This window comes from Streptomyces sp. NPDC007901, assembly GCF_042959465.1.
In the GTDB taxonomy this organism is placed as follows: domain Bacteria; phylum Actinomycetota; class Actinomycetes; order Streptomycetales; family Streptomycetaceae; genus Streptomyces.
The window spans coordinates 1-14118 of sequence record NZ_JBIBKW010000044.1 but is presented as its reverse complement, the minus strand read 5'-3'; the positions used below and the strand labels follow the sequence as shown (position 1 = coordinate 14118).

The 14118-nt window shown below is 65.4% G+C and carries 15 protein-coding genes, 1 tRNA gene and 2 pseudogenes; 15 read left to right on the top strand and 3 right to left on the bottom strand.

Going from position 1 to position 14118, the window contains the following annotated elements:
- Nucleotides 1–133: 133 nt before the first annotated feature.
- The 6 genes from ACFZDK_RS53550 to ACFZDK_RS53525 all read left to right on the top strand — a co-directional run bounded on the left by ACFZDK_RS53550 (nucleotide 134) and on the right by ACFZDK_RS53525 (nucleotide 4280).
- Nucleotides 134–496, top strand: coding sequence for a hypothetical protein (locus tag ACFZDK_RS53550; RefSeq protein WP_390986122.1), 363 nt, complete (start codon nucleotides 134–136; stop codon nucleotides 494–496).
- A gap of 208 nt (nucleotides 497–704) precedes the next feature.
- On the top strand, nucleotides 705–1061 hold the full coding sequence (locus ACFZDK_RS53545; RefSeq protein ID WP_390986120.1) for a hypothetical protein: 357 nt from the start codon (nucleotides 705–707) through the stop codon (nucleotides 1059–1061).
- 487 nt (nucleotides 1062–1548) lie between these two features.
- Nucleotides 1549–2154, top strand: a complete 606-nt coding sequence (locus tag ACFZDK_RS53540) for a hypothetical protein (RefSeq protein ID WP_390986117.1) — start codon at nucleotides 1549–1551, stop codon at nucleotides 2152–2154.
- 331 nt (nucleotides 2155–2485) lie between these two features.
- A tRNA-Ile gene (locus ACFZDK_RS53535) sits at nucleotides 2486–2560 on the top strand.
- 164 nt (nucleotides 2561–2724) lie between these two features.
- Complete coding sequence (locus tag ACFZDK_RS53530) at nucleotides 2725–3606, top strand: hypothetical protein (RefSeq protein WP_390986114.1); 882 nt, start codon at nucleotides 2725–2727, stop codon at nucleotides 3604–3606.
- 158 nt (nucleotides 3607–3764) lie between these two features.
- Entirely contained in the window at nucleotides 3765–4280 is a 516-nt protein-coding gene (locus ACFZDK_RS53525) for a hypothetical protein (protein ID WP_390986112.1), read from the top strand.
- 25 nt (nucleotides 4281–4305) lie between these two features.
- Here the strand turns inward: ACFZDK_RS53525 and ACFZDK_RS53520 are convergent.
- Nucleotides 4306–5548 (bottom strand): annotated as a pseudogene (locus tag ACFZDK_RS53520) (IS110 family transposase).
- Nucleotides 5549–6010: 462 nt separating this feature from the next.
- On the opposite strand from ACFZDK_RS53520, the gene ACFZDK_RS53515 reads away from it, so the two are divergent.
- From ACFZDK_RS53515 to ACFZDK_RS53480, 8 genes are all read left to right on the top strand, one after another.
- Nucleotides 6011–6265, top strand: coding sequence for a hypothetical protein (locus tag ACFZDK_RS53515; RefSeq protein ID WP_390986109.1), 255 nt, complete (start codon nucleotides 6011–6013; stop codon nucleotides 6263–6265).
- 379 nt (nucleotides 6266–6644) lie between these two features.
- Nucleotides 6645–6845, top strand: a complete 201-nt coding sequence (locus tag ACFZDK_RS53510) for a hypothetical protein (protein ID WP_390986106.1) — start codon at nucleotides 6645–6647, stop codon at nucleotides 6843–6845.
- Between the two features lie 877 nt (nucleotides 6846–7722).
- Nucleotides 7723–8907 (top strand): DUF932 domain-containing protein, encoded by a 1185-nt coding sequence (locus ACFZDK_RS53505; protein WP_390986102.1) that lies wholly within the window; start codon nucleotides 7723–7725, stop codon nucleotides 8905–8907.
- Between the two features lie 58 nt (nucleotides 8908–8965).
- Complete coding sequence (locus ACFZDK_RS53500) at nucleotides 8966–9382, top strand: DUF4262 domain-containing protein (RefSeq protein WP_390986099.1); 417 nt, start codon at nucleotides 8966–8968, stop codon at nucleotides 9380–9382.
- 333 nt (nucleotides 9383–9715) lie between these two features.
- Nucleotides 9716–10195: a hypothetical protein gene (locus ACFZDK_RS53495; RefSeq protein WP_390986096.1), complete on the top strand. Its 480-nt coding sequence runs from the start codon at nucleotides 9716–9718 to the stop codon at nucleotides 10193–10195.
- Nucleotides 10196–10264: 69 nt separating this feature from the next.
- On the top strand, nucleotides 10265–10504 hold the full coding sequence (locus tag ACFZDK_RS53490; RefSeq protein ID WP_390986093.1) for a hypothetical protein: 240 nt from the start codon (nucleotides 10265–10267) through the stop codon (nucleotides 10502–10504).
- 1 nt (nucleotide 10505) lies between these two features.
- A complete protein-coding gene (locus tag ACFZDK_RS53485) occupies nucleotides 10506–11006 on the top strand; it encodes a hypothetical protein (RefSeq protein ID WP_390986090.1) in 501 nt (166 codons plus the stop codon).
- Nucleotides 11007–11089: 83 nt separating this feature from the next.
- Nucleotides 11090–11263 carry a hypothetical protein gene (locus ACFZDK_RS53480; RefSeq protein WP_390986087.1) on the top strand — a complete coding sequence of 58 codons (174 nt, stop codon included), beginning with the start codon at nucleotides 11090–11092 and terminating at the stop codon, nucleotides 11261–11263.
- Nucleotides 11264–11373: 110 nt separating this feature from the next.
- On the opposite strand, the gene ACFZDK_RS53475 is transcribed toward ACFZDK_RS53480, so the two are convergent.
- A complete protein-coding gene (locus ACFZDK_RS53475; protein WP_390986085.1) occupies nucleotides 11374–11859 on the bottom strand; it encodes a MarR family transcriptional regulator in 486 nt (161 codons plus the stop codon).
- A gap of 163 nt (nucleotides 11860–12022) precedes the next feature.
- On the opposite strand from ACFZDK_RS53475, the gene ACFZDK_RS53470 reads away from it, so the two are divergent.
- Complete coding sequence (locus ACFZDK_RS53470) at nucleotides 12023–13174, top strand: FAD-dependent monooxygenase (RefSeq protein ID WP_390986083.1); 1152 nt, start codon at nucleotides 12023–12025, stop codon at nucleotides 13172–13174.
- A 211-nt stretch (nucleotides 13175–13385) separates the two neighbouring features.
- On the opposite strand, the pseudogene ACFZDK_RS53465 reads toward ACFZDK_RS53470, so the two are convergent.
- Nucleotides 13386–13661: pseudogene (locus ACFZDK_RS53465) on the bottom strand (IS5/IS1182 family transposase); the annotation flags it as partial.
- Nucleotides 13662–14118 lie beyond the last annotated feature (457 nt).

The following is a 14118-nucleotide window of genomic DNA, read 5'->3' as shown; positions in this document are numbered from 1 at the left end:
GGTCCGAGGAACCCGCACAGGGGGACTTCGCGCCGCTGTGGATGGACTACAGCGAGAGCTACAGCGTTCAGCAGGGCTGGGCCACGTCGTACAACGGCAGCCCAGCCTCAGGGGTGGAACAGGCGGCGTGATCATGGTCTACACGATCGAAGTCACCCGTCGCGTCATGAGCTACCGCACCCGCGCCGGGGTCACCCCGACAGGCGGACGCTACGGCGGCACGTGGATGGACGGAGACTCCCGACTGATCGAGCCGCCACTTGAGGCTTGTGAGACATACGACGAGTACGACGCGGAGGACTGGAACGGCGACGTGATCGCCTGGGCCGTCGACAGGATCGACCGGACCGGAGCAGCCGGGCTGTCGCTGTTCCCCGTCGGCGACGCCGTACCCGAGCATTCTTGGCTCAGTGGCCGGTACGAAGACCCCTACGAGGGTGACAGCAAGGGCACCGAGACATCCGTAGGGCTCATCGGTGCCTGGTGGCCGCAGTAGCGCGCGGCCGTCTTCCACGCGGTGAGCCGCCTGTGACTCTTCCTCGCGTTGGATCCCGACGCGAGGCGTTCAGCGCGGCCGATCCACAAAGACGCCCGCACTCCCTCAACTCCCCCCACCCGGAGGGGGTGCGGGTCCATGCCAGGGGCGCAGCCATGCCGGGCTGCGCCCCTGGACCATTACGCGATCCGAAGGAGAGGACAAGATCGTGAGCGAGGAGTTTGACATCAAGATCGGTCGGCGTGTTCGTCACGTTGACGGAGACGGTCGCACGGCGATCGTCAGGCGGTTCTATGCGTACCCGCTCGTGACCGTGGAGTGGGAGGGAACCGGGCGTGAGTCGACCGAGAACATGGCCTACCTGGTCCCCGTATTCTACAAGATCACCGTGAGTGAGATGACGCACTACCGGGGCAAGGCAATCCAGGCCACGGCTTACGTGAACAGCAACCGTGAGGGCGAGCGGGTCGTGGTCAGCAAGTGGACCACTCCCATCCGGACCGAGGGCGGGCAGATCGAACAGCCTGCCGGGACGATCACGTACCGGCGAATCACAGGCGCGTAGCGCTTTGTCGAGGAACTGGAGCCCGAGCGCATCGTGTCCCGGGAGGAACTTCACCCGGACATCGCGGAACGCCTGTGACGGTACGCCATTACGTTGACCGGCCCCGCCGTAGGGGGGCTGCATCGCGGCGGTCTGCCTTCCAAGGCTGAATACCCGTCGGTGACGGGCCCCGTTCTTCAGGACCGGTCCACGATGGCCTGCCTCACCTCGCCAACCGCGGTCGGCAATTACCAGGTTGGAGTGCAGCGCGCTCAGTTGGCAGGCCTGAACGGCCGGTGCCTTACACGCGGATCGGCCCGACGCGTGGCGCTTCTGCGTTCCCCGCCTGGGCAATCTGCGAGATCGCAGCGGGCGGGGGAACAGTCGCTGCTTTCTGTGGACCGACCACTGCCGGTCTCGGCAGCGCCAAGGCGTACGGCCGTTCAGAGCCTGCCCGGCGCCGATGAGGCTCCTCATCTCACTTACGCCTTCAGGGAGGAGGCATGTCGTGATCTCCGTCGACCCACCCGAACAGACCCGCGAACACTACGTATGCAACATCATTGCCACGTGGCGTGCCGCCACTCCGGAGCAACTCCAGCGCGGGCGGGCGTGGTACCGCAACGCCCACGACCTGGCCTCACTGATCACGGATGGCGACGCACGAACAGGCGCGGGCGTGATCGCCGCATTGTCCGCTAACAAGACCTGGTCGGAGAACCGCCGGTTAGCTCGCCAAGCCTGCGAAACCGGCTTGTCCTCCGGTCACGTACAGGACGCTCTGAGCAAGGTCGCCAGGATCATGGCCGGCGAGGACCCCACGGGTGTCCTGCCCATGGAGCGCAAGACAGGGATGTTCTTCCTCTGCATCGCCGATCCGCAGGATCCCGACGCGGTAGTGATCGACCGCCACGCACACGATGTCGCAGTGGGTGAGACGTACGGGCACCGCGACAGGGGTCTGGGCAGCGCCCGTCGGTACGCCCTGCTGGCGCACTGCTACCGGGAGGCCGCCTTGCGGCTCGGTGAACTTCCCAGCGCCGTGCAGTCCGTCACCTGGGTCGTCCACACCGAACGCATCGCGGGTACCAGCACACGTGGTCCGCGCAGATAAGCACGCTTGCCACGGAACATCACACTCAGGCCCGTAGCTCAGCGGCAGAGCAGGTGCCCTGAAAACGCAGTGTGTCGCGGGTTCGAATCCGGTCGGGTCCACTCTCTGTATGTAATCGGGTCGGTTCTGGATAGCTCCCCTCAAATTCTCGCAGATAAGTTCACGCTTGATCGGGATTCGGGCGCAGCGGGGCGCCGTATTTGAGTGAGAGCCCCGACGCCTCAGCCGGTACGGCTGTCAACGGGCGCTTGTGAAGGCCAGCGGGCGCCCACATTCCATTCCCTCCCTCGCGCCGCGCTCCGAACCTCACCGGAGCGCGGCCTATCTACTCGGTTGCGTAGCTCAGTTGGTAGAGCGCCGGTCTTATAAGCCGTTGAGGTCGCGGGTTCGAGCCCCGCCGCAACCACACCTCGACCAAGGCAATTCCATGAGAGGTCCAGACATCCAAGATGGGCCTAACATGCGCGCCGCAAAAGATGGCTGGCATGGCCTTCGGCCGCGGAGAGCTTGCTGCTCGGAATAACTCGGAATCATCCGCGTACCCGTTACCTACACCTACAGGGGGCCGCCATGGCATCCACAAAACACAACTCAATGCGACGTGAGATCGCCGGCACCATCGGTCTGCTCACGGACGAGCATGACTTCACTGCAATGCAACGCTACCGTACTTTTCCCTTTGAAGATTACGAGTCATATCTCAGTGAGGTGGAATCGGTCCTCCGGGCCTGCGCTACGGACGGCGGCCATACCACCATCGCTCTCTTCGACCCTGAGGAGTACGCCGAGTTCTGCACCGAAATGGGACTAGATCCTGATGCCTTGGCCAGTCGTACCCGTTACACCGCGGAGCTCGCCACCAGCGGCCCCACCCTTGCCTACGAGGGGCAGTCGCTGGCCGAATTGGCCCGCAATCTCATCGACGATGCTGTCCGCCAGTCCACCTGGGAATACGCGTTCACCGCTCTCGCCCGCATAGGATCTTGCGCCACCTGCGGAGAAGACATCGCCCGCGCAGCCTTCGCTCGCGCCACGGACCTGCTCGCGCGCATCATCGACACCGCTGCCCCAGGAAACCGTCATCTCGTCTGCAGCACCTCCGCCGCGCCGGAAACCCTCGTCTCCGTCCTGCACGCCGATGACAACGCCGCCGGCAGAACACCACTCAACGAGCGGGAAACACTGGAATTCACCGCGGTCCTCGCACTCGGTATCGCGCGGAACGGCGTCGGAGGTTTGGTGATGCGTACCAGCACTCCCGGTATGGCTGATCGTGTCTACGGTTGGGGAATACGCGAAGGCGGACTTCGCCCCCTCACCGCTGGCGAGGTGTTCGACGCCTACTGCACCGACATCGAGTCAGGCGACATTATCTCCCCGGAGTCGGACGTCGAATATTGCGAGCCACCGGACCTGGACGGCGTGGAACAGTCTGGCGGACACAACCACTGAAGGCGCAAGAAAAAGACGGCGCGCAGGCAGATGCTGTGATCTTTCCTCGATCACCCAAGCGTGCCCCGGCGCGTGTGGGTTTACCAGGGGTCAGCCTCTGCGATTCCGGAGCGGGCGCTGACGCCTTTCTATGTCCCTGTACAGGGAGGGATTTCCCGATGGAGTTCCGCATCGACAAGTGGATCAATACTCCGAAATCTACTGATGAACTCATCGAGTACATCGGCAAGCACATGGTTGCGCACATCCTCACAGCTCTGCCTCCGGACGATAAGGTCGGCGGCCTGCTCATTGGTATCGACCCTGAGAAAAAGACGGCGTCGCTGCGCCGCTACGACAACGGCGCAGTGCGGGAAGTCCTGTGGGGCACCACAAACTTCCGATACACCACCTTCATCGAGTCACCCTTCACCGAGTTGAAGGTGGGAGATGAGCACCGGTTCGAGTGGTTCGAAGACGCCGCGGGAATGCCCCTGGACACTTCGGTGACCTTCACTGGCACAGTCCGACGGCGGACGCCGGAGACCGCCTATCTGTGGGTTGCGGACCCCGAGTACGGCGTCGGCGGATGGCAGGCCGAGATCAAGGCCGAGAACGTCGACCGCCACGCGCTGCGCCCCCTGGACCTCAAGCAGAACAACGCCGAGCACTGCAAGAACCAGGAAGGAATCTGATTCGAAAATCCCCCAACATCGCAGTTCAGACCTGTTCCGCTGATTGGAGGGACACTTGATAACCAAGCATGTTGAGCTGGCTGACCAGGCGCCGCGTCTGACGGGCCCGGCCGGTTCGTTGGAGGAAGTAGTCCGCTCCGAGGTCGGCGTACTCGGCGTCGTTGGTGAGCATGCGCCAGATCGAGGTCAGGATGGTGTGGCCGACGGCGACCAGGGCCCGCTTCTTGCCGCGGCGGATGGCGATGCGTCTGTAGCGGGATGCGAGGTAGGTGTTCTTGCTGCGGGCCGCGGCGGTGGCGGCGAGTCCGAGCGCGTTCTTCAGCCACGGGTCGCCGGGCCGGGACTTGCCGGAGGTGTGCTTGCCGGCCGACTCGTGGTTACCCGGACACATCCCGGCCCACGAGGCCAGGTGGGCAGCCGAGGGGAAGCGGGCCATGTCCGCGCCGATCTCGGCCAGGATCATCTCCGCCGAGCGGGTGCTGACGCCCGGGATCGTGGTCAGCAGCTCGATCTGGCGGCGAAACGGGGCGAGCTGGCGAGCGATCTCCTCGCTGAGGCGGCCTCGGTCGCAGTGACCGCGTCGATGCGGCCGAGCATGGTCCGGGCGAGGAAGGCGTGGTGGTCGGTGAACTGGCCGGTCAGCGCCTGGGCGAGGATCTGACGCTTGGCACGCATGCTCGCCCTCGCCATCTCGGCGAGGACGTGCGGGTCGCGTTCCCCGGCAATCAGGGCCTCCAGCATCGCGCGGGCGGACTTGCCCAGCAGGTCCGAGACGACCGCGGACAGTTTGATCCCGGAGTCTTCGAGGAGCTTCTCCAGTCGCTGGGCCTCGCGGGTGCGTTCGCGGATGACTTCGGTGCGGTAGCGGGTCAGGTCCCGCAGCTGGCGGATGGCCGGCGGCGGCACGAACGAGGGCCGCACCAGGCCGTGTTCGACCATCTTGCAGATCCACTCGGAGTCCGCGACATCGGTCTTGCGGCCCGGGACGTTCTTCATGTGCCGGGCGTTGAGCAGCCAGCACTCGATGTCGTTCTCCAGCAGGTAGAACACCGGCTTCCAGTACGCGCCGGTCGCCTCCATGCCGACGACACGACCGTGACGCCTTCGGACAGCAGCCAGTCGCGCATGGCCAGCAGGTCGGCGGTCATCGTCAAGAACGTACGGATCTCCTTGCGGCGGCGCTTGCCCGGCCCCGGGACGCGAACGCAGACCTTCACGTCCGCCTTGCCGATGTCGATTCCGGCGCATCGCTCGTGGACCACGTCCATGCCCCGGTCCTCCCCTCCCGCGTAGTGCGGCTGTGCGGCAGCCGTCCGGCGGGGACCGACCAGGCAAAAGAATCTGATTCGCATGCTCGTGGCAACACTTCCGGGTGCCTGACGAAGGGTCCCCGGCGTCCTACTCAATGTCGGGTTCCGGAGGCACCAAGACTCCGCGACGTTAGCCGGACGGCCGTAGCCCGATTTTCTCCCCTTTGGGGTATCGCCGTCCGGAGATCGGATTACTCAATGACCGATCTTGAAAGGCATGAACCCGGAACGCCAGCGGGGGTGTGCACGGATTGTGGTGAGCCACTCATCTGGGACCGCTCCGGCCAGCGAGCGCATGACGAATGGGGTGAGTACATCTGCTCGGCCACCAGTAGGACCCACCGGACCGGCGAGGGAAGGACGTAGTGCTCCACGGGGCGCGCCCTGCTCGTCGTCGTCTCGGTCTAGAGAGGAGAAAGCGTGATCGAGAGGCATGAGATCGAGAACGATCTGCTCGGCGAGATCGCGGACCACTTCACCAGCTGCGGTGATGACCAGAGCTCATACGCCGGCCTTGTGATCGACCGTGTCCGGCACGAGCAGGGATCGGTTGTTCTCACGGGCTACGAACGAGCCTCCCATGCTGTTCACCGCGGCCGCATGCGTACGGGTGATCGTGGATCCGGCAACGTTCGGCTCGACTTCTGCCGCAGCGGACGGGGAGCGCGACAGTGACGAGGGAGTCACTGATGGTGAGCCGGGGTTGTAACTAAGCCCGCGCTGTGACCGTTACCACCCTGCCCGCTCGCTTTAGCGAGGACGGCAGCCACCACGGTTGACCCTGGGTATTCAGTGGAATTGGATGATCTGACGCCCCGATAGCAGAAAGGTGCCGTTGACCTGCGAGGATGCGAGTGTCTAGGTCGTATCCGCTGCGAGAGCAAGGCACCTTTCTGGTGGTCGAGAGTACAGGGTGGGACCGTCGGCTGTCCGTGGTGGCTGCTGGGAAGAGGCTGGTCGGGCATGCCGGGGCGGTGCTGCTGCGCCGGTGTGCGGACCGGACGGGGCTGACGAACGCGCTGGCGAAGGTACTGCCGTCGATCTCGACGCGTGGGTGCGGCTGCTGGTCCTGTACGACCTCGACGACCTGGCCGACGCCGAGCCGGACACCGTGCGCTTCCGCCTCTACCGCCTGCCCGCCCGCCTCGCCGACCCCGCCCGCCGCCGCTGGCTGCGGATCGAGCGGACCTGGCCCTGGGCGACGGCGTTCACCACCTGCTGGCACCGGCTGACCACCCTGCCCGCCATCACCTGACGCCTCGCCCACCAGGTCCGAAGAGACACGGAAAGGAGTGGACCCCCACCATCTCCGGGTGCCGTGGAACCCCGGCGCAGCCGCAGCGACACGCGAAGGCCCTGCCCGCGATCACGCGGAACAAAAAGGGCGAACCGACAGGCCAGTCATGCCCTCACTACCGCTGAAGAATCGAGGTTGAACGAGCAGTGCTTCGCGCCTACTTGTCTCTGGCCCCTGGTATCGACTAGGAGGTAAGTCCGTCTTGTAGGTCCGCGCCCACGCCGTGGCGGGGGCTGCGCAGCCCCCGCCAAGTGCGAGTTCTCTGCGCTCGGCCGGAGACGGGGCGAAGAATTCCCTGGAACGCCATGGGGTGCGGCATTACGGACGGGCGGCGCAACGTTGCGCCCATTTTTTGGACTCCGGTAGCGGCTGCGCCTGCATTCCCCGCTGCCGGTACCCGCCCCCTTCGCCAGGGGCGGGCTGGCCCTCTCCTGATCTCCCTCTCCCGGGAGAGGGCCCCCGAGCCCGAAAAGCCACAAGGATGCATGCCCGCCCGCACGATCGGAGGGATACTTTGTCGGCCTGGCAGAGCCGTTTCGAGAACTTCTCTCGTCCCGGAGGGCCGGCGCAGCCGGGCGTCAGCTGCTACGGGAGGCATGGAGTTCCCAGGATATGGAGAGATCACGGGTGGTTTTCCGCTATTCCTATAGGGCGAGTCTACTGAAAATCCATCCCCGTTCGATGCGGGAAATAAAGAAGCTTCACGCCATTTCGGCTCTTCTCTTGCCCGTAGTTATGTAACAGGATCCATTCAGCTAGTTTTTAAAGTTTCTTGCGTGGCCCGATTGAAGACTTTATAGGCCGCTGCTCGGCGGTATCGGAGAAAGGATTTTGCATGTCTGTTGATGTCAACGAAGCGTTCGCTGCCGAACGCGCGGATCAAATGAAGGCTGCGCGTGACTGGGAGAGCGAACTCCAGAACCGCCTCGCGGCCGGAACGGTGGAGCGCCTGCCCGACGGTCGTTACCGGGTGCTGACGGGCTGGGACGCTGGAGAGATCCTCAGCGCCCGCGGCGTCCCGCAGCATGGACTCGACCTCTCCCGCGGTACTGCTGCTCTGTACTCCTCGGTCCCGGCATGGCACAACGTCGGCAATGTCATCCCCGGAGGGACCGGGGACATTGACAAGGTCCTGGAGCTCGGGGGCATCGACTACCAGGTCGAGACGGTCCCTGCCAGCTACCCGTGGAACGGTGAAACTCGTGTGGACGAGGGCCTGTTCCACACCGTACGCACCGACACCGGTGCCTCCTTGGGTGTCGTGGGCAGAGGCTATGAGGTGATCCAGAACCGCCGAGCCTTCGAATTCCTCCAGGAACTGGTCAACGACTCCGGCGTGATGTGGGAGTCAGCAGGAGCCCTGCGCAGCGGGAAGAAGGTCTTCGTCGCCTTGCGCCTGCCCCAGCACGTGACTGTCGATGCGGACGGCATCAACGATCAGGTCATCCCGTTCATCGTGGCCATCAACAGCCACGACGGACGCTCCCCCTATCAGGTCGTGGTCACCCCCTGGCGCCCAGTCTGTGGGAACACCGAACGACTTGCCGTGCAGGACGCGCTCACACGCTGGACGGTGCGGCACACCCGCAACGCTACCGACCAGATTCAGGAAGCCCGCCGCACTCTCGGTCTGTCCGTCCAGTACTACGACCGATGGGCCGCCGAGGAGACTGCCTTGGCCCGCACCGACCTCGCGATCAACCAGTTCGACCAGCTGATCGACACCCTTTGGCCACTGGACGACACCGCCACTGCCCGCTCAACACGCACTCGCGAGGCCCGACGCGACCGGCTGCACAGCCTCTTCACGGACGAGGCCGAACGCGCCGGCCGCACTGCCTACGCAGGCGAAAAGGCGGTCACCGACTACCTGGACCATTACGCGCCGATCCGTCCCAGCGCCGCCTCCGGACTGAAGGGCAATCTGCCCGGCGCCCGCGGCCTGCGTTTGCTCGAAGGCATCGACGACGACCTGAAGTCCACAGCCCACCGGCGACTGACGGTCCTGCGTCGGCACTGACACTCCAACTTCCCTGACGGAGGCACCATGACAAGCGGGCGCCCCGTACCTGAACCGCGTGGTAAGGATCATCGCCGAGCACGGCTATGCCGTGCAGCACGTTCACGGCGACCCGGCAACCGGGGCTCGGCCCTTCGCCTACAGCATCGGGCTGCACACCCGCCCCGACCGCGGTTATGAGCTCGCGGTGTCGGGGCTGAACGCCGAGATGTCACACGGCCTGCTCAACGTCCTCGCGACGGTGCTGGCCGACGGCGGCTTCGCCCCGAGAGACGGACTGGAAGTCGGTGGAGTCCTTCAGGACGGACTCGCACTCCAGCTCCGCCCGGTTAGCCGGCCGGAAGAACTCGGCATCATCCATGCCACCTACGGCATCACCCCGCCGGTCTGGCAAGCCGTCTGGCCTGACCAGCACGGCCGATTCCCCGGTGACGCGCACTGCCGCCTGCCCAAAGGGACACAGACGCTGCTCTGAGTTACTCAGGCAGCCCCGACCGCACCCGATGACCGGTCTCGCCGCCCCCCCGTGTGTGATGGCGCGCCTGACCAAGCCCTACCAGCCCTCTGTGGATCACGAACTCGGCCGGTAGCTCGGTCGCCCTGCCCCCTAGACCTCAGCGCGGCGGCTTGGTCTGCATTCCCCGCCGCCGGTCGCCCCTTCTCCCGGGCAGGGACGGCCGGGAGAGGGCCACACAGGTGCCGTGCCCCCTCACCTTCAGGCATTTTCACGCCATTGCGCTCGATGACGGCAGTGCCGGCACCGGGCGAGCCAGCCCTTCACCCCATCGACACAGGAAGGAGAATGCTGGTGGACCTATTCGTCCTGTACGAGGAAGCGGCCCGTGCCTGGCTGATCGAACTCGTCGTCACCTATGAAGTCGACGCGAGCTTTGGCGGCGCCGTCTCTGCGCTCCGCGCTGACTCCCCGCCGATCGGGATGGCCTGGGACCCCCGGCAACCGGGCCAGGAGGACGGTGTGTCCCTCCTGGTTAAGGCCGCGCAGGCCGCTGGGATGGTAGGTAAACCGGAGGAGATGACCATCACCTTCGAGTTTGTGGATGATGGCGACGAGGGCGTCTACTGCTGGCTGCTGGACATCGTGGCTCCCAAGCCGCTGAAGATCGCGACGCTGAGCGAGGCGATGGCGGTGCTGAGAGAACTGGATCTCCACAGGGCCGGGATCGAGGCCGGTGTCGCTATCCTGTGTTTGGCCGTCCAGGCAGCCAACCACCTCATCCACCAACTGTCGGACTACATCAAGGCCAGTATCGAACCGGGCGGCAGCTGAACTGCGGCGCCGGGCTCCGCAAGCGTCCCGGATACGGGAGACTGCCGGGGGAGCCTGGAGGTAGGGACAGTGAAGATCGATCTGACTCAAGCCCGAGCCACAGTGAAAGAGCTGGCCGCAGAGCTGGAAGCGCTGGACGGGACGGAAGTAATTGAACGGTCCAGCCGCGAAGCACGGCGCCAGAACAGCCACACCAGCCGCACTCTGCTGCGCTTGGCCCACCTCGGTGACCGCGTCTCCGTGGAGATCATGGGCGTGTACCACGACTTCAAACTCAGGGATAACCCGCCGCAGGACAGTGACCACTGACGTGAACCAGGACACCGAGAACCTGGTGCTCGACGTTGCCCACCGACTGGAACGGGCCATCCTCGAACTGGACTGCCCAGCGATGGTGGCCTTGCAGGGCGACCACACTCTCGTGCTGTCCGACTACGATTACCTGCGCGACGAGCCCACGGCCGCGGCGTTCGAGCAGCGCGCGGCCGAGAAGGCCCGGGAGAACCACACATCCCGTTTCGTCTTCGCCGTCCCCCAGGTCTGGCTCGATATCGGCGACAGCGTTCAGGCGCGAGCAGTGTCTAACCACCCACTGCGCGAGGGCGAGCGTGAAGTGATCGCCTGGATGAGCTACGACGCCCACGACGGCGTGGACTACGGATTCGTACCGTATGTTCGCCGGCCTAGTGGCGAACCGATCTTCGACTTTCCCGAAGTCTTCACAGCCGCCGTCAGTCCCCGTGAACAAGCACCGGGCTGGACTCTGCTGCGCGCCCTGACGCAGGACGGCGCCGAGCCGACCGGCACCTAGGCCGTGTTTTAGAACTGGGGTCCTTGTCTTGCCTCGTGCCGTGATGATCTCGGTGTGGGGCGAGGGGATCTTTCAGATGACCAATGGAGGTAACCGCAACCCAGCTCCGCGCCGAGGGCTTCGAGGTCCGCGGCCAGAACGTGGCACGTCTCTTCCCGATCGTGCGCCACCACGTCAACCTGCTGGGCAGGTACTTCTTCCAGTTTCCGGAGCCGCCTGGCGGCATGCGTCCCTCGTACGGAACCGAAGGCGCGTGATCAGGTGGCGAGGCAGCCGGGCGCCCGCGGCAGGGCTGGGGGCGTAGACGCATAGCCCGTAGTCCGCCGGACGTGCCGCTGACCCCCGCTACGCTCGGCCGCCTCAGTGGTCAGTCTTTCGGGGCCGATTCGCAGTCGCGGAGGTAGGTCTCCATGGTGGTGCGGAGATTGTCGGCGGCACGGATGATGAGGGCGAGCTGTTCCGTGGTGAACTCACCCAGCGCCTGACCGAGCTGCCGGTGCAGCGGTTCGAAGAAGGTGTCGGCAGCGGCGTTGATCGTCGTGGTCGAGCGCAGGGTCACGATCCGCCGGTCGGAGTCCTCCCGTGCGCGCTCGACATGTCCTGCTTTCTCCAGGCGTCCGAGAAGGATCGAGGTCGCACCCGGCGAGAGGCCCACGCGTTCGGCGAGGCGTGCTGGCGTTAGCGGTCGGCCACGCTGTTCCGCCTCGATGATCAGCACGATGGCGTCGGCGTCGGTGGTGTGCAGCCGCGCACTGCGGGCGAAGGCCCGTGCCAGTTCCTTCTGCATGGCGGTGAAGGCCGTGAGGCTGCCCAGCACGTGCTCGTACTGATCACCCGGCTCAGCTTCTGACATGGCCTACCTTTCGCTGCCCCCGGTACCTTACGACACCCTAATATAGTTATGTGACATAATAATTTTGCGACACAAGGACCCGGGTCGGGGCCCACCAGGTCACCGGACTCACCCAGACCAGAAGTCGCCCGAGGCCCATCGAAGGAACTCAAGGAGCCACACAGTGAACGGACCGATCACCATCGCCGGAGCCGGACTGGCCGGACTCGCCCTCGCCCGCGTCCTACACGTCCACGGCATCGCCTCGACCCTCTACGAGGCGGAGGCATCGCCCAGCGGACGCACCCAGGGAGGCCAGCTCGACATCCACGACTTCAACGGCCAGGTCGCCCTCCAGCAGTGCCAGCTCATGGACGAGTTCCGCTCAATCGTCAACATGGGCGCCGAGGCGATGCGATTCCTCAGCCCCGATGGAGAACTCGTCGGCGAGATCCCCGACGACGGGGAACTGAGCAACCCCGAGGTCCTGCGCGGCGAACTGCGCAGGATCCTGATCGAGTCACTGCCCCACGGCACGATCCAGTGGGACCACAAAATCGCCTCGGTCACCCCCGGAGACGGCCACCGGCCGCACACGATCAACTTCACCAACGGCTCCTCGGTCTCAACCGACGTGCTGATCGGCGCCGACGGGGCCTGGTCGCGGGTCCGGGGCGCCCTCAACGGGGCCATGCCCGAGTACCTGGGAACCCTGTGGGTCGAAACGTTCCTCCACGACGTCGACAAGAACCACCCGCAGAGCGCCGCACTGGTCGGCAGCGGCGCGATGCTGGCGATGAAGCCGGGCAGGGGAATCTTCGGACACCGCGAGGCGAACGACGTGATCCACACCTACGTCGTACTGAAGAAGCCACTCGAGTGGATACAGTCGGTCGACTTCTCCGACCGCGAGCGCGCGCTGACGCTCGTCGCCGAACAACTGGGCCAGGGCTGGGCATCTGAGCTGCTCGAACTGGTCACCCGAGGCGAGACCACGCCGGTCGCACGCCCGATCTGGGGACTGCCGCTGGAACACACATGGGACCGCGTCCCGGGCATCATGCTCATCGGCGACGCCGCCCACCTCACTCCGCCCGACGGCGACGGCGCAAACTGGGCCCTCTACGACGGCGCCCAGCTCGCACAAGCCATCGCCGCCACACCGGCCGACATCGACACGGCGTTCAACACCTTCGCCGAACAGATGCTGCCCCGCAGCGCCGCGTCCTCGACCGAGGGCTACCAGTCCTTCGAGCAGACCTTCGGCTACAACGCACCCGTGAACCTGCGCGACATGATGAACCGCACCAAGACCTACGGCCACCAACACCAGTGAGCACCCAACACCTGCCCACCGACTCGTGAATCACCCGCCTCCGCCGGCCTCGGCGGGGGCATTTCACTCCCAGACCTGCCCACAGATCGTCCAGCGGCATCCCAGCAGGCCACGAGACCCAACACCGCCACCGAGCCGGGAAACCCGAACAGTTCCTACATACAGCGCCCCGCTGCCGGCGCGGCAGGGCGGGGCTGACACTTCAGGCAGGTCACAGCCATTCGTTGATCGCGGCGATGAGGACGGTCGCCTCGAAGCGGACAGCGAGCTTGTCGAACCGCGTGGCCACCGCCCGGTTCCGCTTCAGCCGGTTGATCCCGCACTCGACCGCATGCCGGGCCTTATAGTCCTCCCGGCCGAAAACCGGAGGCCGTCCGCCGGACTTTCCCCGGCGCCTGCGGTGGCCAGCCTGGTCGGCAGGTTCCGGAATCGTGCAGCGGATCCCACGCCGACGCAGGTAGGCACGGTTCGCACGCGATGAGTACGCCTAATAGGCAAGCGAGTCGGCCGTTGGGCCGATCCAGGCAGGGGCTGGCGAGACGTCTGGGATATACGCAGCGCCCGCAGCGCTTCGACAAGAGGGACGGGTTCCAGCCTCTGCCGTATCTCTTCGAGCGGCCGTACCTTGCCGTGGTTCGAGCCATGTTCAGGATCACCTCCCGATCAGCCGGAGCCCACGAGCTCTTCACGAGAGCGAGGACCCTGAACAGGGCTGGGGCCACGGACGGCTGATGGGGTGGTGCGCCCGCGAGCGCTTCTATTAGGTCGCCGGGTGGCCCTGCCGCGGCTCGATGCCGACGGACAGCGACGCATTGGGAGGATCGCGTGGTGCACGCAACCTGCGGGATCGACTGGGCTGAGAAGCATGTGCGCCACGAGGCGCTTGAAGTCGAGCGGGGGTGAGAGACCTTCGACTCCTGGCCGTCGCAGCGGCCGGGTGAAGC